Here is a 20,928-nt window from a genome sequence, read left to right as displayed (position 1 = left end):
GGTCCGTCTCCAGGATGATGCCGCGGGGGTACCCGCCGGGCGAGGATCGGGCGCATGAAGAGCGACCTCTTTGCCTCCGAGCACCTGGCCCGGTCCGCCGCCGCCGCACCCGGGATGACCCTGCAGAACGCCAAGTCGGTGAAGTACGCCGTCGACGGCGAGATGTTCGCCCGGCAGGGCTCGATGGTCGCCTTCCGCGGCAACCTCCGGTTCGAGCGCAAGGGCCAGGGCATAGGCGGCATGCTCAAGCGCGCCGTCACCGGCGAGGGGCTGCCGCTGATGTCCGTGCGCGGCCAGGGCGAGGCCTGGTTCGCCCACCAGGCCGGCAACTGCTTCATCGTCGACCTCGAGCCCGGCGACTCCCTGTCGATCAACGGCCGCAACGTCCTGTGCTTCGACCCCACCCTCGCCTACGAGATCAAGATGGTGAAGGGCGCCGGCATGACCGGCGGCGGCCTCTTCAACAGCGTCTTCACCGGCACCGGGAAGCTCGCCGTCGTCTGCGACGGCAACCCGATCGTCATCCCGGTCACGGCGCAGTCCCCCGTGTACGTGGACACCGACGCCGTCGTCGGCTGGAGCACGCAGCTCGAGACGGGCCTGCACCGCTCCCAGTCCGTCGGCTCGATGCTGCGCGGCGGCTCCGGCGAGGCCGTCCAGCTGATGCTGCGCGGCGAGGGCTTCGTCATCGTCCGCCCCAGCGAGCTGACCGAAGCGGTGGCGGCACACTGAAGCTCACCGGAGTCGGGCGCCGCTACGGCCTGCGGCGGCCCTGGGTGCTGCGCGGCATCGGCCTGGAGCTGGCGCCGGGCACCCTCGTGCGCATCGAAGGCCGCAACGGCGGCGGCAAGTCCACCCTGCTGCGCCTCGTCGCCGGCATCGACACCCCGACCGAGGGGCGCATCACCGGCCGCCCGCGCCGCACGGCGTACGTCCCCGAGCGCTTCCCGGCCGTGCTGCCGCTGACCGCCACGGCCTACCTGACCCACATGGGCCGGGTGCACGGGCTCGGGCGGGCCGAGGCCGCACGCCGGGCCGCGTACTGGCTGGAGCGGTTCGGCGCCGGCGCGCACGGCCGCACCCCGCTCGCCGAACTGTCCAAGGGCAGCAGCCAGAAGGTGGCCGTCGCCCAGGCGCTGCTCGCCGAGCCGGGCCTGCTCGTCCTCGACGAGGCCTGGACCGGGCTGGACCCGGCCGCCCGCGCCGAGCTGGACCGGGCCGTCGCCGAACGGACCGCCGACGGCGCCGCGGTCGTCTTCGTCGACCACGACCCGGCGCGGCTGGCCGGTGCGGCCGATGCCCACCACCGGGTGGAGGGGACGGGGCTGGTGGCGGTGTCGGGGCCGTCCGGCGGGGGCGCAGGGCCGGGGCCGCGGGTCCGGATCCGGGCGGCCGGACCGCCCGGCGCCGCCCTGCCGGCGGGGCTGGCGGGCTCGCCCGCGCCGCGCGGGGGCGGCCTGCTGCTGACCGTGCCCGCGGCCCGCTCCGACGCGGTGCTGCGGGCCCTGCTCACCGCCGAGCCGCCCTGGCACATCCGAGCCGTGGAGGAACTGCCGTGACCGCGCTGATCCGCTACCAGGGCGCCCTGCTGCTGCGCTCGCAGCGCTGGCTCGGCCCCGTCCTGCTGTACGCGGCCTTCGTGGCCGTCGGGGTCCGGCCCGGCGAGCCGGTCCTCGACTCCCTCGGCTGGGCGGCCGCCGGCCTGGTCCCGGTCGCGGCCTGGCTGGTCCGGGTGTGCGTCACGCACGAGCCCGACGCCGCCCGCGACTGCGCCGCCGCCGCGGCCGGTCCCGTACGGGTGCACGCGGCGGCCCTGCTCACGGCGGCGGGCGCGGCCGTGCTGGCCGGGGCCGCGGCCGTCGCCGCGGTGCTGCTCATCGGCGCGCGGCGCGGTGTGCCGGGCGCGGAGGCCGCCGCCGCGGGCGGCCTGGCGGTGCTGGCGTGCGCGCTGACCGGCGCGGCCGTCGGCGCGCTGGGCAGCCGGCCGCTGGTCCGCCCGACCGGCTTCGCGGTCCTGGCCGGCGCCATCGGCTCGCTCGCCGCCCTGGTCGTCGGCGCTTCTCCGGCCCACAGCGCGGTGACCGCGCTCGTCGCGGGCTCCCGCGCCGGCGTCGCCGACCTCCCCCTGGCGGCCGCCGCGGGGTCCCTGGCCCTGGCGGCCGGCGCAGCCGCCCTGACCTGCCGATTCGCCGCGCGGCGAGGCTGACCCCCCCGTGCCGGGGGCCGACCCCTGAGCGGGTTTCCTCGGGGCGCCGCCCCCCACCCCGCGCCTCACAGGCCGGCGAGGCCGGAAGGGACGGGCTATTTTCCGATGAGGTCGGACACCTTCACGAAGCGGAAGCCCCGTGCGCGCAGTTCCGGGACGATCTTCCGGACGGCCTCCTCGGTGACGGGGGCCGCGCTGCGCGTGCAGTGCATGACCACCACGGAGCCCGGCTTGACCGCACCGAGGACCTGCCGGGCCACCGCGTCCGGATCCTTCGCGAAGGCGTCCCCGCTGACCACGTCCCACTGCACGGCGGTGACCTTGGCCGTGGACAGCGCGCGCAGGGCCTGGTCGTCGTAGCAGCCGCCGGGGAAGCGGAAGTAGGGGACGGTGTTCACGGCGCCCGCCGTGCGGAAGGCGGCGAAGGCCCGGTCGACGTCGGCCCGGGCGGCCGCGGTGTCGAGCGCGGGGAGCCCGTAGCAGGGGGACTTGAAGGCGTGGTGGCTGTACGAGTGGTTCGCGATCTCGAAGTTCGGATCGGTGCCGATGGCCTTCGCCTGGTCGGGGTACTCCTCGGCCCAGCGCCCCGTCATGAAGATGGTCGACGGCACCTTGAGCGCCTTCAGGGTGGCGATGAGCTGCGGGTTGTCGAAGTGCTCCCCGCCCGCCGCGCGCGGCCCCTGATCGGAGGTCATGTCGGCGTCGAAGGTCAGCGCGACGGTCTTGTCGGTCTGCTGCCCGGCCCGTTCGAAGACGGGGGTCAGGCCGTTCGGGCCGGGCGGCAGCGTCGGTGCCTTGCCGGGCCCGCCGGCCCCGGCGGCCGGCGGCGAGGCGGAGGCGGCGGCGGGGGAGCTGGGGGCGGCGGCCGAGGCGGCGGAGGACGGCCCGTCGGACGCGGCGGGGGTGGCCAGTCGGGCCTGGCTGCCGGAGGGGGCGGCGGCGCCTCCGCATCCGGTGAGGGCGGTGCACAGGGCGGCACCGAGGGCGGCCGTGGCCACCGCATTGCGTACGGAATGGGTCACGCAGGCAAAATATATGAACATCTGCTTTGCGTATGGTCATGGCGCGGGGTGGCCCCGAGAATCCCCCGCCCGGGTCCGCCTCAGCTCGCCAGCAGCCGCGCACGGCACGCGCCGACGTCGAAACCGGGCTCCGGATACCGCGGGTCGATGTCCTCCAGATGCTCCAGCAGCAGGGTGCTGACGGCCCAGTTCCGGTACCACTTGCGGTCCGCGGGGACGACGTACCACGGCGCGGCGGTGGAGCAGCGTTCCAGCGCCAGGGCGTACGCCTCCTGGTACGCGGGCCACAGCGCCCGCTCCTCGATGTCGCCCGGGTCGAACTTCCAGCGCTTGTCCGGGTTGTCGAGCCGCTTCAGCAGCCGCTTGAGCTGCTCCTGCGGACTGAGGTGGAGGAAGACCTTCAGCAGGGTCACGCCGTCCTCGGCGAGGGACTCCTCGAAGCGGTTGATCTCCCCGTAGCGGCGCTCCAGACGGTCGCGCGGCACCAGCTCGCGGACGCGGGCGATGAGCACGTCCTCGTAGTGCGAGCGGTCGAAGATGCCGATTTCGCCCGGGCGGGGGAGCGCCTTGGCGATCCGCCAGAGGAACGGGTGGGCGCGCTCCTCGGCGGTGGGCGCCTTGAAGGAGGTGATGCGGCAGCCGGAGGGGTTGAGCGGGCCGATCACGTGTGCGACCGTGCCGCCCTTGCCGCTGGTGTCCATGCCCTGCAGGACCAGCAGGAGCCGACGGCGGTCACCGCCGGTGGCGGCCGCGTACAGCCGCTCCTGCAGCGCGGCGAGCGGCCCCGTCAGCCGGGCCGTGGCCGCCTGCCCGGCGGCCTTGTCGGCGGGGCCGGCGGGCATCGCCGACGGTGAGAGCGCGCCGAGGTCGACGGGCCTCCCGGCGGGCAGGCGCAGCAGCGGGCCCAGCCGGCCCGCCGGGGCGCCGCGGGCGTCGTGGCCCGGCCTTGCGGAGGACACCCTCCGATGGTCCACCACAACGGGCGGACCCGCGAGGCGTCGCCGGCGGGCGGACGCCTCAGCGCCAGGGGCCCGTCACGGCGAAGGTGGTGCCGGGCGCGTAGGCGTTGACGTACATCGTGCGGCCGTCCGGGGAGAAGGTCACCCCGGCGAACTCGCCCCATTCCGGGGCCCCGGGCCGCCCGATGTCCTCGGCGTTGCGGGCCACCGGGTACACCTCCCCGGCCCGGGTCACCCCGAAGACGTACTGGGCGCCGCCGCCGTCCTCGCACACCATCAGGCCGCCGTCCGGGGCCAGGCAGATGTTGTCGGGGCAGTCCCCGGGCAGCGCGATGTCCGTGGCCGGACCGAAGAGCACGTCGAGGCGGACCTTGGAGCGCCGCGGGTCGTGGAACCAGACCTGGCCGTGGTGGTCGGCGGCGGAGCCCTCGCCGCTGCGGGCGTAGCTCGAGACGAAGTGGACGCCGCCGTCGCCCCAGTAGCAGCCCTCCAGCTTCTGGGCGTGCGTGATGCCGCCGGCGCCGAAGTCCTGGAACCGGATCGGGGTGCCGGCCGCGGCCGGGTCCGGTACGGGGACCCACTCGGCCGGGAACTCGGCGCCCGGCTCGTCCACCACCGACAGGTCGGGCACCCCGGGCACCCGCAGGGCCTGGAGGACGCCGCCGGCCCGCAGCGAGCCGGGGCCGCCGAGCGGGCGGACCGGCAGGAAGCGGTAGAACAGGCCGAAGGGGCGGACGAAGGCGTCCTCGGTCTCGTACACGATCCCGGTGTACGGATCCACGGCGACGGCCTCGTGCGCGAAGCGGCCCATCGCGGTGAGCGGGACCGCGCCGGAGCGGTGCGGGTCGGCGGGGTCGACCTCGAAGACGTAGCCGTGGTCGCGGGTGTAGCCGGAGGTGCCGGCCCGGTCCTCGGTCTCCTCGCAGCTCAGCCACGTGTTCCAGGGGGTGCGGCCGCCCGCGCAGTTGACGGCGGTGCCGGCCAGGGCGACGCGCTCGGCGGTGACGCGGCCGTCGGGGGCGAGCTCGAGGAGGGTGCAGCCGCCGAGGGCGGCGGGGTCGTAGGTCAGGCCCGCGACGGGCGGGACGCGCAGGGTGGCGGCGGGCTTGTTCTCGTGGTTCCGCACGAGCCGGACCCCTGCGCCGGAGGCCGGGTCGGCGGCGAACGCGGCCATGCCGTCGCAGTTGCCGGGCACGGTCCCCTCGCCGGACCTGAGCGGGTCGCCCGCACGGGAGAGGACGGTGTACGCGAAGCCGGCCGGGAGGTCGAGCAGCCCGCGGGGGTCGGCCACGAGCGGGCCGTACCCGGGCCCGCGCCCGGCGGGGGCGGCCCGGCCGCCGGTGAACAGCACCCCGACGGCTCCGCTGAACGCGATGGAGGCGGCGGCGAGCACACTGCGGCGTGAAACGGACATGCGGGACTCCGATCGGGGGGACCGGGAGCCGTGGTACCACGCCGCACCCGCTGCCCCCGGTGCGCCCCGCCGCAGCCCTCCCCCCACCGGCGGCACCGCTGCCGGTGGGGCGGGCACTGCCCCCGGTGGGGCGCGCCGCCGGTGGGGGGACTGCCCCGCCGTACCGGCCCGGCCGCGGGGCCTGCCGGCAGGCGGGGCGGAGGAGGCCGTCAGGCCAGGGTGGCGCTCAGGGTGATCGTCGTGCCCGTCAGGGCCTGGCTGACCGGGCAGTTCTTCTTCGCGTCCTGCGCGGCCGCCTCGAAGCCAGCCGCGTCAAGACCCGGAACCTGCCCCTCCACCGTCAGGTGGATCCCGGTGATGCCCTCGCCCGGCTGGAACGTGACGTCCGCCTTCGTCTCCAGACGGGTGGGCGGCGTGCCCCTGCCCGCCAGCGCGTGCGACAGCGCCATCGAGAAGCAGCTGGAGTGCGCGGCGGCGATCAGCTCTTCCGGGCTGGTCTTGCCGTTGGCGGCCTCCGCCCGCGAGGGCCAGGAGACGTCGTACGACCCGATGCCCGAGGAGTCGAGGGTGACGACACCCTTGCCCTCCAGCAGGTTGCCTTCCCAGACGGTGTGTGCGTGACGGGTGGTGGCCATGTTCTGTGGTGTCCCTTCGCGGAAGCTCAAAGAAGTTCGCAGAAGCCGGACCCCAAACCTACTGGGACACCAGGGGTTTCGCGTCGCGTGCCAGCGCGGTGAGCCGCGATATGGCGCGGAAGTACTTCTTGCGGTACCCGCCGTTCAGCATCTCGTCGCTGAACAGCCGGTCGAACGGGACGCCCGACGCGAGCACCGGTATCTCCCGGTCGTACAGCCGGTCGGCCAGCACCACCAGCCGCAGCGCCGTCGACTGGTCCGGGACCGGCACCACGTCGGTGAGGCAGACCGCGGTTATCCCCTCGGTCAGGGCCCCGTACCGGCTGGGGTGCACCCGCGCCAGGTGCTCCAGGAGCCCGGGGAAGTCGTCGAGGCTGGCGCCCTCGGTGGCGTACGCGGCCTTCGCCACCTGCTCGTCCGAGAACGGCGCCGGCGCCTCCGGCAGCCCGCGGTGGCGGTAGTCCTGGCCGTCGATGCGCAGCGGCCGGAAGTGCGCGGACAGCCCCTGGATCTCCCGCAGGAAGTCCGCGGCGGCGAAGCGGCCCTCGCCGAGCTTGCCGGGCAGCGTGTTGGAGGTGGCGGCCAGCGCCACGCCCTGTTCGACCAGCTTGCCGAGCAGCGAGGACACGAGCACGGTGTCGCCCGGGTCGTCCAGTTCGAATTCGTCGATGCACAGCAGCCGGTGCCCGCCCAGCGTCTGCACGGTCTGCTGGAAGCCGAGGGCGCCGACCAGGTTGGTCAGCTCCACGAAGGTGCCGAAGGCCTTCAGCGCCGGCTCGGCGGGGGCGGCGTGCCACAGGGAGGCCAGCAGGTGGGTCTTGCCGACGCCGTAGCCGCCGTCGAGGTAGATCCCGCGCGGCGCGGCCGGGGCGGCGGGCTTGCGGGCGAACCAGCGCCGCTTGCCGGAGCCGCTGGCGTGCGCGCCGCCGAGCCCCGCGGCGAAGCCGCTCAGGACCGAGACGGCCTCGGCCTGGCTGGGCTGGGTGGGGTCGGGGTTGTACGTGTCGAAGCGCACCGAGTCGAAACGCGGCGGCGGGACCATCTCGGCCACCAGCCGTTCGGCGGGCACCCGGGGCTCGCGGGCGCACAGGGCCTGCGGGCCGGCGTCGGCTATCGGGTGTCGCCCGTAGGTGGAACCGGAGGTCGAGAGTGATGTTGACACAGCTCTTAACTCTACGTGCCGTGGCACACTTCACCGATGCGACGGCTGTTCCCTGTGACCGATCAGACATCCCCCGCCGAGGCTCCGGACCGGGCGCGGGCCCGGCAGGCAGAGGCCCTCACCGACCGTGAGTGGTCCCTGGACGAGCTGGCGGAGGCGTATGCGTACCCCGCCCTCGGCCCGGACGGCCACTGGCTGCGCGCCAACATGGTCTCCACCCTGGACGGCGCGGCCCAGCACGACGGCCGCTCGCAGCCCATCTCGGGCGAGACGGACATGCGGATCTTCGGCACCCTGCGGGCGCTGGCCGATGTGGTGATCGCCGGAGCCGAAACGGTTCGCCAGGAGGGCTACCGCCCGGCCCGCGCCCGCGAGGCCTTCGCGGCCCGGCGGGAGGCCGCCGGACAGGGCCCCGCCCCGGTCATCGCGGTGGTGACCGCCGGCCTGGACCTGGACTTCTCCCTCCCCTTGTTCACCTCCCCCCTCGTGCCGACCCTGGTGGTCACCGGGGCGGGCGCCCCCTCCGACCGGGTGGCCGAGGCCGTACGGGCCGGGGCCGAGGTCGTGATCGCCGGCGAGGGGGCCGCCGTGGACCCGGCCCGGGCGGTCCGCGAGCTCGCCGACCGCGGGCTGCGCCGCCAGCTCACCGAGGGCGGGCCCCGGCTGCTGGGCCAGTTCGTGGCCGCCGACGTGCTGGACGAGCTGTGCCTGACGATCTCGCCGATGCTCACCGCCGGCGATGCCCAGCGCATCGCCGGCGGGCCCGCGGTCGCGGTGCCGCACCGGCTGGCGCCCGCCTCCGTGCTGGAGGAGGCCGGGTTCCTCTTCACGAGCTACCGTCGGATCTGACCAGGGGCGGAATTTGTCGTTCCGCTTAGCTCCTGCTGGGCAGATATATCTGCGCAGGCCTCGTGCGAGAGCGGGGCAGGATGGTTTCCGCAGGGGCCGGCCGGCTGGCCGGCCGCGGCCCATGAAGGAGAGGGCGTCCGTGTTCACGAGCGTTTTGATGATCGAGCAGCCGCTGACCACCGTCGACGTGGACTTCGTCACCACCCTGCACGGGGACGACCCGGTCTCCTTCATCGTGCTCATGCAGCCCCGGGGCGACCAGGACCGGCTGCTGCGCGCCATCGACGACGTCGCGCTCGGCGAGCTGCCCGAGGCCCTGCGCGAGGCCGACGTGCCCGAGGGCGAGGCCGCCCGCGGCCCTGCCGAGCAGGCCCTGGCCCACTCCGTGGAGGCCTTGCGCCGCAGAGGCGCCCAGGCCACCGGGCAGATCGTCGAGGACCACCCGCTCGACAAGCTCAAGGAGGTCGTGGACTCCGCGGCCGCCGACGAGGTGATCGTCCTGACCGCTCCGCACTTCGTGGAGGAGTTCTTCCACCGGGACTGGGCCTCCCGGGCGCGCCACAAGGTCGGGGTTCCGGTGCTCAAGCTCTTCGCCCACAACGAATAGGCTGGCGTCCGACACTTTCGCCGAGACGTCCCGGTGCCCATGCGCCGGGGCGCCCGGCGCAACCGACCCGCACCTTGGGGAGCATCCGTATGACGCCGCCGTCCGGCCTGCCGAACGCCATGGAACGCCCGCACTTCATCGGCATCGGCGGCGCCGGCATGTCCGGCATCGCGAAGATCCTCGCCCAGCGCGGAGCCGAGGTGGCCGGCAGCGACGCCCGCGACTCCGAGACCGCCGCGGCCCTGCGCGCCCACGGCGCGACGGTCCACATCGGGCACGCGGCCGGACACCTCGCCGACGACGCCACCTGCGTGGTCGTCTCCAGCGCCATCCGCGCCGACAACCCGGAGCTGGCCCGCGCCGCCGAGCTCGGCGTGCCCGTCGTGCACCGCTCCGACGCCCTCGCCGCCCTGATGGACGGGCTGCGCCCGATCGCGGTGGCCGGCACCCACGGCAAGACCACCACCACCTCCATGCTGGCGGTGTCCCTCTCGGCCCTGGGCCTGGACCCCTCCTACGCCATCGGCGGCGACCTGGACGCCCCGGGCTCCAACGCCCACCACGGCGCCGGCGACATCTTCGTCGCCGAGGCGGACGAGAGCGACCGCAGCTTCCACAAGTACGCCCCGCAGGTCGCGATCATCCTCAACGCGGAGCTCGACCACCACGCGAACTACGCGTCGATGGAGGAGATCCACGAGTCCTTCGAGACCTTCGTCGCCCGGATCGTGCCCGGCGGCACCCTGGTCGTCGCACACGGCCAGGAGGGCGCCGCCGAGATCGCCCGCCGGGTCCGGGGCACCGAGGGCCTGACCGTCGTCACGTACGGCGAGGAGGCCGACGCCGACGTCCGGATCGAGAAGATCACCCCGCGCGGCCTGACCAGCGAGGTCACCGTGGTCCTGGACGGCCGCACGATCACCTTCACCGTGTCCGTGCCCGGCCGCCACTACGCCCACAACGCCGTCGCCGCCCTCGCCGCCGGCGTCGCCCTCGGCATCCCCGCCGAGGACCTGGCCGGCGCGATCGGCAAGTACACCGGCGTCAAGCGCCGCCTCCAGCTCAAGGGCGAGGCCGCGGGCGTCCAGGTCATCGACTCCTACGCCCACCACCCCACCGAGATGACCGCCGACCTGGAGGCCATCCGCGGCGCGGCCGGCGACTCCCGGATCCTGGTGGTCTTCCAGCCGCACCTGTTCTCCCGCACCCAGGAGCTGGGCAAGGAGATGGGCCAGGCCCTGGCGCTGGCCGACTCGGCCGTGGTCCTGGACATCTACCCGGCCCGCGAGGACCCGATCCCGGGCGTCACCAGCGAGATCATCATCACGGCCGCGCGGGCCGCGGGCGCCGACGTCACGGCCGAGCACGACAAGGAGTCCGTCGCCGACGTGATCGCGGGAATGGCCAAGCCCGGCGATCTCGTTCTCACGATGGGCGCGGGAGACGTCACGGACCTCGGTCCGGCGATCCTGGCCCGGCTGTCGCACTGACGGACCAGGGACGGAAGACGAGGGAGCGGGAGAGTCATGGCGTACGAGGTCGAGAAGCCGGACGAGCAGTGGCAGGCGGAGCTGACCCCGTCCGAGTACCAGGTGCTGCGCCTCGCGGGCACCGAGCCGGCGTTCCGCGGTGAGTACACCGACACCAAGACGCCCGGCATCTACAGCTGCCGCGCCTGCGGCGCCGAGCTCTTCCGCTCCACCGAGAAGTTCGACTCGCACTGCGGCTGGCCGTCCTTCTACGACCCGAAGGACTCGGACGCGGTCGAACTGCGCGCGGACACCTCCCACGGCATGATCCGCACCGAGGTGCTCTGCGCCCGCTGCGGCTCCCACCTGGGCCACGTCTTCGAGGGCGAGGGCTACCCGACCCCCACGGACCAGCGCTACTGCATCAACTCGATCTCCCTGCGCCTCATCCCTGCGCAGGAGGACTGATCCCGCCCGACACTCCCCGGTGGGCCCTTCCGATCCCTCAAGGACCGGCAGGGCCCACCGGCGTACCGGGAGCCGCGCCGGGCAGCAGGTGAATCGCAGCGCGACCTACTTCGGAGTTCCCTCCGCCGAGAGCGGTGCTCCCCCGAGTGCGTTGCTGCCGACCACGTCGGCCGGGCCGGAGTAGTGCACGGCGGCTTCCCGTACGTCGTACGTGTTGTTCGGCGGCGGCTGCCGAGTGACCGCGATCCCCCCTGGATCGCCGAACACGCCCTGCACCGGGCCGAATCTGCTGTCGGCATTGCCCCGGCTCGTACGTCTCCCTGCGCCTCAACCCCGACGAGTCGGCGGGACCGGGCCGGCGATGACGTCCTTGCCCAGGTGCTCCTTGATGAGGTAGACGAGCTCGGGCCCCTCGATCAGCTGGAGGCGGCCGTGCGCGGCCGCGAAGGTGTGGCTGGCCCGCCCGAACCAGGACGTGGTGATCAGCACCCCCTTCGCGGCCCGCTTGTGCTCCACCACGCCTGCCAGGGCCTGGACCGACTCGACACCGACGAGCTTCGCGTAGCGCTTGGCCTGGATGATGCACTCGCCGTTGAAGATCGGGTCCTTGCTGATCGCCACGGCATCGACACCCTCGTCCTTGGAAGCCTGGGTGTTCCACGCCTCCATGCCGATGGCCTCGAACAGCTGCCGCACCAGGTGCTCGAACTCCGTCGGCGACAGACTGGTCAGCACCGGGCGGCTGTCGAGTCCGGCCACCACGTCCATGCTGTCCATCAGCCGGTACTTCTTGAGGTCGAACTCGATGATGGGCCGCACCGGCTGGAGCTCGTACGGGTTCGGGGAGACCAGCGCATTGAGGTGCTTGAGGCAGGCGGTCGGTTCGACCTGGCTGAGCCTCAGCTTCCCGAACTGCTCGCGATCGCTGCTCAGCGTGATCAGGCAGGGCGAGACCACCTGGCCGGTTGCGCGGTCGACGGTCGTGACGTGCCCGTTGAGCACGACACTGTCGACGATCCCCTCCTCGTCGGAGGCGAAGATCTCGTGCACGGTGCGCAGTGCGCACTGGGCGAGGACGGAGGCGTACAGCTCCTTGCGCTCCTTCTCGGGGCGCGGCAGGGCCTTCATTTCGTCCCGCGACTTCACGTAGGTGTAGCTGCGGGCGGCCGGAACGATGTCCTCCGCCGGCAGCTCGATCTCCACCAGCACGCTGCCGTCCGCCGGGCGGAAGGCCACCCTGTGACGTGACGGGAAGCCCCGGGGGTAGTCGGAGGCGTCCAGGACCTCGCCGAGGAACCATTCGACGCTCGCGGGCTCGCCGGCCAGGTAGCCGGTGTGCCGCTGGTCCAGTTCCGCGTTGAACTGTCGTACCGCCCTGGCCGCCTGCTCCTGCTTCGCCGCGTGCTCGGCCCGCTCGCGGTCGAGCTTCGCCCGGTGCTTCGCTTCCTCTGCGCGGTGGCGCTGCTCCGCCTCCTCGAACAGCGCCTGCTCCTGCGCCAGCCGCTGCTCGTACCGGCGGCGGCCACCGAAGAGGGCGGACAACGCGCCGGGCGCAGGGGGAGCGAACTCCTCCCACCGGGGCGCCGGCCCGGGCCCGGGCCGGCGGCTGCCGTCGAACCGCTGCGCCCTGTGCGTGCGGCGCAGGCGGCCGAAAGAGACCGGCGGGTCGGACACCACGGCGTCGCGCAGCAGCTGCCGGAGGCGATCGACCTCGTGCTCGACCGCGGTCGAGCGGTCAGCGGCGTCCTGCACCTGGTGGGCGACATGGGCCTGTTGGCGCTCCCGCTCCCGGCGCTTGCGGTCCGCTTCGGCGGCCCGCTGCTGCCGTGCCGCCTCGCGCTGCATCCGGAGTTGCTCGCGCTGTGCCGCCTGCTGCTGCCGTACGTACTCCTGCTGCCAACTCCCCCGGCGCTGCGCCATCGCCACTCTCCCCTGTGCACGCATCGGTCAAGTGATCTTACTGTGGGTGAGGGTCGGTGGCCATCGCGTTCACGGCAGGCTGCGCTTGGTCAGGCGGGGGCGGTGCAGGCGGGGCAGAGGCCGCGGTAGGTGATGGCGGCTGCGGAGAGGGTGAAGCCGTGGTGTTCCGCGGGCGGGAGGGCGGTCAGGGGGTCGGCCACCGGGTGGACGTCGCGGATGGTGCCGCAGCCCGAGCAGACCAGGTGGTGGTGGGGGCGGTCGGCGTTGGGGTCGTAGCGCTTGGCGCGGCCCTCGGTGGCCACCTCGGCCAGCTCGCCGAGCGCCACCAGCTCGCCGAGGGTGTTGTACACCGTCGCCCGGGAGATCTCGGGCAGCCGGGCGGAGGCCCGGGCGAGCACCTCCTCCGCGGTCAGGTGGACGTGCTCGCCGCTCAGCACCTCGGCGACGACCCTGCGCTGGGCGGTCATCCGCCAGCCGCGTCCGCGAAGCCGTTCCAGCAGGTCACCCATGCCCCACCAGCCTTACTGCCGCACCGTCCGATGAATGACTCGGTATGCGCCTGGTTCTTGTATTGACTTGGACTAAGTCGATCGTAGGATCGGATCCGGTGGTAGCCAAGACACAGGACGACGGCGGGGGAGCACATGGGGCGTCTCGGGACCGGTTTACGCCGGCGGAGCCGGCCCGTTGCGGCGGAAGGCGTCCCCGATCCCGTGTCCGGCACCGTGCAGGTACCGCACCACCACCGCCCTCAGCTCTTGAGATCCGTGATCCGCTCAGTTCGGAAGGACGTCCATGTCTGAGAAGCAGGATGCAACCGTGGTAGAGGCGTCGGCGGAGGGCGCAGGCGGCTGCCCGGTGGCGCACGGCCGCGCCGCGCACCCGACCCAGGGCGGCGGGAACCGCCAGTGGTGGCCGGAGCGGCTCAACCTGAAGATCCTCGCGAAGAACCCGGCCGTGGCCAACCCCCTCGGCGAGGAGTTCGACTACGCCGCGGCGTTCAACACCCTCGACCTCCCGGCCGTCAAGCGGGACATCGCGGAGGTGCTGACCACCTCCCAGGACTGGTGGCCCGCCGACTTCGGCCACTACGGCCCGTTCATGGTCCGCATGGCCTGGCACAGCGCCGGCACCTACCGGATCAGCGACGGCCGCGGCGGCGCCGGCGCCGGCCAGCAGCGCTTCGCGCCGCTGAACAGCTGGCCGGACAACGCCAACCTCGACAAGGCCCGCCGCCTGCTGTGGCCGGTCAAGAAGAAGTACGGCCAGGCCATCTCCTGGGCCGACCTCATGATCCTCGCCGGCAACGTGGCGCTGGAGTCCATGGGCTTCGAGACCTTCGGCTTCGCCGGCGGCCGCGCCGACGTCTGGGAGCCGGACGAGGACGTCTACTGGGGCCCCGAGACCACCTGGCTCGCCGACGAGCGCTACTCCGGCGACCGCGAGCTCGAAGACCCGCTCGGTGCCGTCCAGATGGGCCTCATCTACGTCAACCCCGAGGGCCCCAACGGCAATCCGGACCCGATCGCCGCGGCCCGCGACATCCGCGAGACCTTCCGCCGGATGGCGATGAACGACGAGGAGACCGTCGCCCTCATCGCCGGCGGCCACACCTTCGGCAAGACCCACGGCGCCGGCCCCGCCGACCACGTGGGCGCCGACCCCGAGGCGGCCCCGCTGGAGGCCCAGGGCCTCGGCTGGCAGAGCTCGTACGGCTCCGGCAAGGGCGCCGACACGATCACCTCCGGCCTCGAGGTCACGTGGACCACCACGCCGACCCGGTGGAGCAACAACTTCTTCGAGAACCTCTTCGGCTACGAGTACGAGCTCGGCTCCAGCCCGGCCGGCGCCCACCAGTGGGTGGCCAAGGACGCCGAGGCGGTCATACCCGACGCCTACGACGCGTCGAAGAAGCACCTGCCCACCATGCTCACCACCGACCTGGCACTGCGCTTCGACCCGGCGTACGAGCAGATCTCGCGGCGCTTCCTGGAGCACCCGGAGCAGTTCGCCGACGCGTTCGCCCGCGCCTGGTACAAGCTGACCCACCGCGACATGGGCCCGATCGCGCGCTACCTCGGCCCCGAGGTCCCCTCCGAGGAGCTGGTCTGGCAGGACCCGCTGCCGCAGCGCACCGGTGAGCTCGTGGACGCGGCGGACGTGGCCGCCCTCAAGGAGCGGATCCTCGGTTCCGGCCTGTCGGTGGCCGAGCTCGTCTCCACCTCCTGGGCGGCGCTGTCGTCCTTCCGCGGCAGCGACAAGCGCGGCGGCGCCAACGGCGGCCGCATCCGCCTGCAGCCGCAGATCGGCTGGGAGGTCAACGAGCCCGACCAGCTCGCTCGCGTGCTGCGCGTCCTGACGGACATCCAGGAGGCCTTCAACTCCGCCCAGAGCGGCGGCAAGCACGTCTCGATCGCCGACCTCGTCGTCCTCGCGGGCGCGGCGGCCGTCGAGAAGGCCGCCAAGGACGCCGGCCACGACGTCGAGGTGGCGTTCACCCCGGGTCGCGTGGACGCCTCCCAGGAGCAGACGGACGTGGAGTCCTTCGCCGCGCTCGAACCGCGCGCCGACGGCTTCCGCAACTACGTCGGCAAGGGCCAGCGCCTGCCCGCCGAGTACCTGCTGGTGGACAAGGCGAACCTGCTGAACCTGAGCGCCCCCGAGCTCACCGTCCTGGTCGGCGGCCTGCGCGTGCTCGGCGCCACGTACCAGGGCTCGCAGCTCGGCGTCCTCACCGAGACCCCCGGGCAGCTGACGAACGACTTCTTCGTCAACCTGCTCGACCTCGGCACCACGTGGACGGCGACGTCCGAGGACGCGCACACCTTCGAGGGCCGCGACGCCGCCACCGGCGAGCTCAAGTGGACCGGCACCCGCGCGGACCTCGTCTTCGGCTCCAACTCCGAGCTGCGGGCCCTGGCGGAGGTGTACGCGAGCGACGACGCCAAGGAGAAGTTCGTGAAGGACTTCGTCGCGGCGTGGGTCAAGGTGTCGAACCTCGACCGGTTCGACCTCGTCTGACCGGCCCCGGCCACAGGGCGTCCGGGCCGGCCCGCAGGGGCCGGCCCGGGCGCCCTCAGTCGTTGCCGACGGCCGCGTCGCAGGACGCGCACACCAGCTCCGCGGACTCCGGGGCGTACCACGGGACTCCGGGGTCCTCGGCGGCGCGGCGCGGGGCCGGCGCCATGGCGAAGGTGTCCCGGCCGCAGTACGTCCGCGGGCCGGGCGCGGACGGCCGGCCCAGGGAGGCGGGGGCCGCGTGCACGCGCACGGTACGCCCCGGGGCGTGCGCTGCGGAGGGCTGGTCGAGCTCGTACACCACCACAATCTCGCTCATGGGTAGACCGTAGGCCGCCGCGGCGCCGCAGCGGCGGATCCGGGCGGGACACCCCGTGGAACCACGCGGACAGCACGCGAACCGGCGCACCCGCACATGCGCGCACCGCGCGGACGCCGCCCCGGCACCGCTCCGATACCGATTCGGACTCCGGTTGGCAACAACTCGTGCACCCATAGGGCCCAAGGCGCCGCAATAGCGCCCAACTGGAGCGGAATCTGACTATCCGTTTCTTTGTCTTGGCTGGATATGATCGGCGCGCGCCCTCCGTTGGCCCTGATTGCGCCCTTCCACCTCCCCGTCCCGCCGCCCGTCCGTCCCCCGCCGTCCCGAGGACCGATGTCTGCCACCGAACCCGAAGGCGCCCCGGCGCCGCCCCCGAGCCGGCGGCGGACCGTGCGCCGGCGGACCGTGCGCCTGCGGACGCTGCTCATAGGGCTGGCGGTCGTCCCCACCGTGGCGATGGGCGCCCAGAGCGCCCTCACCGCCGAACGGCTGCTGGCGCAGTCGGCCCACCTGCGCGCCGACGTGGCCGCCAGCGAGCGGATCGGCGTCCCGCTCTACACCCTCATGGTCGACCTCCAGGCCGAGCGGACCGCCACGGCCGCCCGCTGGGCCGGCACCCCCGGCTCCGAGGAGGAGCTGCGCGGCCGCCGCACCGCCACGGACCGCGCCGCGGCGGAACTCCGCGCCCTGGCCGCCCAGCCGGCCTCGGCCGACTCCCTCGGCGGAGTGGCCCGGCGCCTGGCCGACCTGACCGGCTACCGCGAGCGCACGGACGCCCGCACCGGCACCCCCGACGGCACGATCGGCTACTACACCACGGTGATCAACGAGATCATCCGGGTGTACCAGCAGGAGTTCAGCCACGCCGAGGACGCCGAGCTCACCGAGGCGAGCCGCCCCGTGGTCTCCATGCTCTCCGCCTCCGAGATGCTCGCGCGCGAGGACACCCTCCTGGCGCTGGCCGGGCCGTCCAGGGAGCTGAGCACCGCCGGCTTCGACCAGTTCACCGGCGCCGTCGGGGCCCACCGCTACCTGTACGAGACCTGGGTCGTGCCGTACCTGCCCGAGGGCGACCGTACGTTCTACGAACGCATCACCGCCTCGCCCGACTGGCAGACGAAGACCCGCATCGAGAACGCGGTCATCTCCGAGCACAAGGACACCGAGAACGGCATCAGGCTGCCCGCCGACGTCGGCGGCTGGCGGGCCGCGCACGACAACTTCTCCGTGCAGATGGCCGCCCTCAACATCGACCGCGCCCGGGGCGTCCTCATCCGCAGCGCGGCCAAGGCGGACGAGCTCCAGACCGAGGTCGCCTGGCTGGTCGGCACCAGCGCCGCCGCCCTGCTGCTGGTCGTGGCCGCCGTCGTCCTGATGACGCGCTCGGTGCTGCGCCGCCTGAACGGCCTGCACCGGCGCACGGTGGCCGTCGCCGAGCAGACCCTGCCGGACGTGGTGGCCCGCCTCCACCGCGGCCAGAGCATCGACGAGGACGCCCTGCCCGCCGTCCGCGGCATCCGCGACGAGGTCGGGCGGATCAGCGACGCCTTCGCCCGGGTCGTCGCGGTCTCCGTCGACGGACACCGGCAGCTCGCCGCCGAACGCCACGGCTTCGGCATGTTCGCCTCCGGCATCGCCTCGCGCACCGGCAACCTGGTCAGCCGCCAGCTGAGCCTCACCGAGGACATCCAGGACGCCTTCGGCCACGACGAGGCGCTGCTCGCCCAGCTGATGCGCTCCGACCAGCTGACGGTCGGCATGCGCCGGCAGGTCGAGAACCTGCTCATCCTCTCGGGCGGCGAGGTCCCCGACCCGCACACCGAGCCCATGCGCATCGCCGACCTGCTCCGCGAGGCCGCCGCGGAGGTCGAGGACTTCCGCCGGATCGAGCGCCAGGCCCTGGACGAGGCCAGCGTGCAACCGCAGGTCATCAGCCAGATCAGCCACCTCCTCGCGGAGCTGCTGGACAACGCCACCCGGTTCTCCCCGCCGCGGTCGAAGGTGGTCATCCGGGCCGAACTCGTCGCCGACGGGCTGTCCGTCGAGGTCGAGGACCGCGGGCCGCGGGTGAGCGGCGAGCGCTACGAGGAGATGAACCGGCGCCTGCACACCGCCCCGCCGTACTCCGTCCTCGCCGAGAACGCCCACCGCCTCGGCCTCTTCGTGGTCGGCCACCTCGCCGACCGGCTCGGGGCCACGGTCACCCTGCGCCGCTCGGTGTACGGGGGCACCTCGGCGGTGGTGATCCTGCCCGACAGGCTGCTCGCGGACGCGGGCGGGCCCGTACGGGAGCCCGGGCCGGCGGCGCCGGCCCCGGTACCCGCCGCCCTGCCCGGACCGCGCGCCGCGGCGCCGGAGCGCACCCCGCGACCGGAGCCGGAGCCGGAGCCGAAGCCGGAGCAGGAGCCGGAGCGGAAGTCCGAGCTCCTGCCGGCCCGGATCGCGGCGCCCGCGCTGCGACCCGTACGCGAGCCCGGAACCGGGGCCCGCGCCGCGACCGCGCCCCCGGACGGCGCGGCCCGCCCCGGCCTGCCCCAGCGCGTCCCGCAGACGCACATGACCGAACGGCTCCGCGGACCGCGGACGCCGGAGCCCGGCCCCGGCCAGGACGGCGCGACCCCGGAAGAGGTCGCCGACGCCTGGGCGGACTACGAACAGGGGACCCAGACAGTGGAAGAAGAGCTCCGACGGGATCAGCCATGACGACGAACAACGACGTGATCTACAGCGTCCTGGACAACAACCTGAGCAGGATCGCCGGCATCGAGGGAGCCGTGCTCCTGTCCAACGACGGGATCGGGCTCAGCTCCTACCTGCTGGACCGGGACCGGGCCGAGCGCATGGCCGCCGCGGCCTCCGGGGTCGCGGCCACGATGAAGGCGATATCGCGGGAGGTCGAGGGCGGACAGGTCATCCGCCAGCTGGTCGAGACCGACGACCGGTACCTCTGCATCGTCGCGTGCGGGGAGGGCAGCACCCTCATCGTGGTGACCTCCCGCAAGGCCCGCCTCGGCGAACTGGGCGGCGAGGCCGTGCGGACCGCCCAGGCGCTCGGCGAATGGCTGGGCACCCCCGAGCGCGGCCAGTCGCCCGCCTCCTCGTAATGCCCGACGACGATCCGCAGTCGCAGGCGCAGGCGCAGGCGCAGTCGCAGCCGCCGCGGGAGGCCGAGGAGCCGGTGCGGCCCGCACCGCCGCCCCGGCCCCGGACCGCGCGCCGGACGCGGCTGTACGCCCTCACCGACGGCCGCACCGCCGCCCCGTGCACCGCGCTGACCATGGACACCACGATCACCGCGGCGGTCGACCCGGACGCCGACAGCGGCCTGCCCACCGAGTGGCGGGCCGTCCTGGCCCTGTGCCCGGCGCCCGACGGGCGGGCGGTCGCCGAGCTCGCCGCGCGCATGCACATCCGGCTCACCCCGATGACGCTGCTCCTCGGCGAGCTCGCGGACCGCGGGCTGATCCACCACCGGCCGCCCCTGGAGGGCGCCGAGACCACCAATGTCCACCTGCTCAGGAGAATCAGGGACAACCTTGCCCGGATATGAGACCCCCGCCCCCCAGGCGGCCCCCGTCAAGATCCTCATCGCCGGGGGATTCGGAGTCGGCAAGACCACCCTGGTCGAGACGATCTCCGAGATCGAGCCGCTGCGCACGGAGGAGCGGCTGACGGCGGCGGGCGTGGGCGTCGACGACCTCGACGGGATCGAGTCCAAGGCCGTCACCACCGTGGCGATGGACTTCGGCCGCCTCACCCTCGCCGACGCCGGGGTGGTCCTGTACCTGTTCGGCACGCCGGGCCAGGAGCGCTTCTGGTTCATGTGGGACGACCTGCTGAACGGCGCCCTGGGCGCGGTCGTGCTCGTCGACACCCGGCGGCTGGACCGCAGCTTCCCCGCCGTGGACTTCTTCGAGAGCCGCGGCCTGCCCTTCGTGATCGGCGCGAACTGCTTCCACGGGGTGCAGCCGTACACCGCCGAGGAGATCGCGCAGGCCCTGCACCTGCGCGACCCGGACACCCCCGTCCTGATGCTCGACGCCCGCGAACGCGCCGACGTCCGCGGCGTCCTGGTGTCCCTGCTCGACCGGCTGATCGCCGCGGCCGAGCCCGGGCAGCCCGCGCTCTCGACCGCTCAGACCGCGATGCGGTCCAGGGCCGGCAGGAACTGGTCGTAGAAGGCCAGCTTCAGGCCCAGGGCGCGCTCCTCCGCCTCGCGGAAGCAGTCGGAGGAGTCCTCGCGGGCCAGGAGCTCGGTCACCCGGGTCGCCAGGCGGTCCGAGTGGCTGCCGGACAGCAGGGACACCGTGGCCAGGGAGTGCGTCTTCGCGTCGTGGACCAGGTGCGGGTGGTAGAAGCGGGAGCGGTTGCGGCCGGCGCCGTCGGTCAGCAGCGGAGCCATCCGGCCCCACAGCTTCTCGTACTCCACGGAGACCAGGACCTCGCCCCAGAACCGCAGGATCGTCAGCAGCCGCAGGTCCGCGTCGTCGTGGCCGCCCGCCTCCGCGATCAGCTCGAACGCCTCGCCGATGGCCCGCTTCGTCTGCGCCGTCGGTCTCGACGCCACCAGCGCCTCGCGGCCGACGCCCAGCCGGAGCAGGTCCTGCACCATGTCCTCGCGGTGCGAGGGGGTGTGCCCGTGGCCGTCCGGGTACTCCTCGCGCAGGATCACCCGGGCGATGCGCAGCCCGGCCTCGTCGCGCAGCAGGTCGATGGCCAGATCGTAGGACGGGGTGAACGCGAGCGACACGAACCGCCGTTGGAGGAGCAGAGCGGTGAAGTCCTCGTCCTGCAGCTGGGCGACGTTCGCCAGTACCGGGTGTTCCTTGAACCGCTCGATCAGGGAGTCCTCGAAATCGTCCAGTGCGTGCATG

The 20,928-nt window shown here is 73.6% G+C and carries 21 protein-coding genes; 12 read left to right on the top strand and 9 right to left on the bottom strand.

Annotation, left to right across the window (positions count from 1 at the left end):
- Positions 1-54: 54 nt before the first annotated feature.
- The 3 genes from AB0953_RS22180 to AB0953_RS22170 are packed head-to-tail and all read left to right on the top strand — an operon-like array spanning position 55 to position 2,206.
- Entirely contained in the window at positions 55-732 is a 678-nt protein-coding gene (locus tag AB0953_RS22180; RefSeq protein ID WP_366861240.1) for an AIM24 family protein, read from the top strand.
- Positions 729-1,559, top strand: coding sequence for an ATP-binding cassette domain-containing protein (locus AB0953_RS22175; protein WP_366861285.1), 831 nt, complete (start codon positions 729-731; stop codon positions 1,557-1,559). The genes AB0953_RS22180 and AB0953_RS22175 overlap by 4 nt, the downstream gene beginning before the upstream one ends.
- Complete coding sequence (locus AB0953_RS22170) at positions 1,556-2,206, top strand: ABC transporter (protein ID WP_366861239.1); 651 nt, start codon at positions 1,556-1,558, stop codon at positions 2,204-2,206. The genes AB0953_RS22175 and AB0953_RS22170 overlap by 4 nt, the downstream gene beginning before the upstream one ends.
- Positions 2,207-2,301: 95 nt before the next feature.
- On the opposite strand, the gene AB0953_RS22165 is transcribed toward AB0953_RS22170, so the two are convergent.
- From AB0953_RS22165 to zapE, 5 genes are all read right to left on the bottom strand, one after another.
- Positions 2,302-3,228: a polysaccharide deacetylase family protein gene (locus tag AB0953_RS22165; RefSeq protein WP_366861238.1), complete on the bottom strand. Its 927-nt coding sequence runs from the start codon at positions 3,226-3,228 to the stop codon at positions 2,302-2,304.
- Between the two features lie 80 nt (positions 3,229-3,308).
- Positions 3,309-4,187, bottom strand: a complete 879-nt coding sequence (locus AB0953_RS22160; protein WP_366861237.1) for a PPK2 family polyphosphate kinase — start codon at positions 4,185-4,187, stop codon at positions 3,309-3,311.
- 58 nt (positions 4,188-4,245) lie between these two features.
- A complete protein-coding gene (locus tag AB0953_RS22155; protein ID WP_366861236.1) occupies positions 4,246-5,601 on the bottom strand; it encodes an alkaline phosphatase PhoX in 1,356 nt (451 codons plus the stop codon).
- A gap of 209 nt (positions 5,602-5,810) precedes the next feature.
- Positions 5,811-6,236 carry an OsmC family protein gene (locus AB0953_RS22150; RefSeq protein WP_366861235.1) on the bottom strand — a complete coding sequence of 142 codons (426 nt, stop codon included), beginning with the start codon at positions 6,234-6,236 and terminating at the stop codon, positions 5,811-5,813.
- Between the two features lie 58 nt (positions 6,237-6,294).
- Positions 6,295-7,398 carry a cell division protein ZapE gene (gene zapE, locus AB0953_RS22145; protein ID WP_366861234.1) on the bottom strand — a complete coding sequence of 368 codons (1,104 nt, stop codon included), beginning with the start codon at positions 7,396-7,398 and terminating at the stop codon, positions 6,295-6,297.
- 36 nt (positions 7,399-7,434) lie between these two features.
- On the opposite strand from zapE, the gene AB0953_RS22140 reads away from it, so the two are divergent.
- From AB0953_RS22140 to msrB, 4 genes are all read left to right on the top strand, one after another.
- The gene (locus AB0953_RS22140) at positions 7,435-8,247 is read left to right on the top strand and encodes a pyrimidine reductase family protein (RefSeq protein WP_366861233.1); all 813 of its coding nucleotides are present in this window, start codon (positions 7,435-7,437) and stop codon (positions 8,245-8,247) included.
- A gap of 139 nt (positions 8,248-8,386) precedes the next feature.
- A complete protein-coding gene (locus AB0953_RS22135; protein WP_366861232.1) occupies positions 8,387-8,854 on the top strand; it encodes an indole-3-glycerol phosphate synthase in 468 nt (155 codons plus the stop codon).
- An 89-nt stretch (positions 8,855-8,943) separates the two neighbouring features.
- A complete protein-coding gene (gene murC / locus AB0953_RS22130; protein ID WP_366861231.1) occupies positions 8,944-10,344 on the top strand; it encodes a UDP-N-acetylmuramate--L-alanine ligase in 1,401 nt (466 codons plus the stop codon).
- A gap of 36 nt (positions 10,345-10,380) precedes the next feature.
- Entirely contained in the window at positions 10,381-10,791 is a 411-nt protein-coding gene (gene msrB, locus AB0953_RS22125; RefSeq protein WP_366861230.1) for a peptide-methionine (R)-S-oxide reductase MsrB, read from the top strand.
- Between the two features lie 327 nt (positions 10,792-11,118).
- On the opposite strand, the gene AB0953_RS22120 is transcribed toward msrB, so the two are convergent.
- A complete protein-coding gene (locus tag AB0953_RS22120) occupies positions 11,119-12,711 on the bottom strand; it encodes a restriction endonuclease (protein WP_366861229.1) in 1,593 nt (530 codons plus the stop codon).
- A gap of 89 nt (positions 12,712-12,800) precedes the next feature.
- On the bottom strand, positions 12,801-13,220 hold the full coding sequence (locus AB0953_RS22115; RefSeq protein WP_366861228.1) for a Fur family transcriptional regulator: 420 nt from the start codon (positions 13,218-13,220) through the stop codon (positions 12,801-12,803).
- 286 nt (positions 13,221-13,506) lie between these two features.
- On the opposite strand from AB0953_RS22115, the gene katG reads away from it, so the two are divergent.
- On the top strand, positions 13,507-15,732 hold the full coding sequence (katG, locus tag AB0953_RS22110; RefSeq protein ID WP_366861227.1) for a catalase/peroxidase HPI: 2,226 nt from the start codon (positions 13,507-13,509) through the stop codon (positions 15,730-15,732).
- A 55-nt stretch (positions 15,733-15,787) separates the two neighbouring features.
- Here katG and AB0953_RS22105 read toward each other — a convergent pair whose 3' ends face one another.
- Positions 15,788-16,048 carry a hypothetical protein gene (locus AB0953_RS22105; RefSeq protein ID WP_366861226.1) on the bottom strand — a complete coding sequence of 87 codons (261 nt, stop codon included), beginning with the start codon at positions 16,046-16,048 and terminating at the stop codon, positions 15,788-15,790.
- Between the two features lie 339 nt (positions 16,049-16,387).
- Here AB0953_RS22105 and AB0953_RS22100 point away from each other — a divergent pair, with 339 nt between their 5' ends.
- Genes AB0953_RS22100 through AB0953_RS22085 form a run of 4 tightly spaced genes read left to right on the top strand, consistent with a single transcriptional unit; the run spans position 16,388 to position 20,232 of the window.
- Positions 16,388-18,757: a sensor histidine kinase gene (locus AB0953_RS22100; RefSeq protein ID WP_366861225.1), complete on the top strand. Its 2,370-nt coding sequence runs from the start codon at positions 16,388-16,390 to the stop codon at positions 18,755-18,757.
- Positions 18,754-19,158 carry a roadblock/LC7 domain-containing protein gene (locus AB0953_RS22095; protein ID WP_366861224.1) on the top strand — a complete coding sequence of 135 codons (405 nt, stop codon included), beginning with the start codon at positions 18,754-18,756 and terminating at the stop codon, positions 19,156-19,158. Before AB0953_RS22100 ends, AB0953_RS22095 begins: the two co-directional genes overlap by 4 nt.
- Positions 19,158-19,604 (top strand): DUF742 domain-containing protein, encoded by a 447-nt coding sequence (locus AB0953_RS22090; RefSeq protein WP_366861223.1) that lies wholly within the window; start codon positions 19,158-19,160, stop codon positions 19,602-19,604. Before AB0953_RS22095 ends, AB0953_RS22090 begins: the two co-directional genes overlap by 1 nt.
- Positions 19,591-20,232 carry an ATP/GTP-binding protein gene (locus tag AB0953_RS22085; RefSeq protein ID WP_366861222.1) on the top strand — a complete coding sequence of 214 codons (642 nt, stop codon included), beginning with the start codon at positions 19,591-19,593 and terminating at the stop codon, positions 20,230-20,232. The genes AB0953_RS22090 and AB0953_RS22085 overlap by 14 nt, the downstream gene beginning before the upstream one ends.
- Here AB0953_RS22085 and AB0953_RS22080 read toward each other — a convergent pair.
- Positions 20,190-20,927, bottom strand: a complete 738-nt coding sequence (locus tag AB0953_RS22080; protein WP_366861221.1) for a hypothetical protein — start codon at positions 20,925-20,927, stop codon at positions 20,190-20,192. The two genes, AB0953_RS22085 and AB0953_RS22080, sit on opposite strands and share 43 nt — an antisense overlap.
- Position 20,928 lies beyond the last annotated feature (1 nt).

It is taken from the genome of Streptomyces sp. NPDC046866 (genome assembly GCF_040704625.1).
GTDB lineage: Bacteria > Actinomycetota > Actinomycetes > Streptomycetales > Streptomycetaceae > Streptomyces.
Note: the sequence above shows the minus strand (reverse complement) of the source record. Positions and strands in the feature narration are given on the sequence as shown.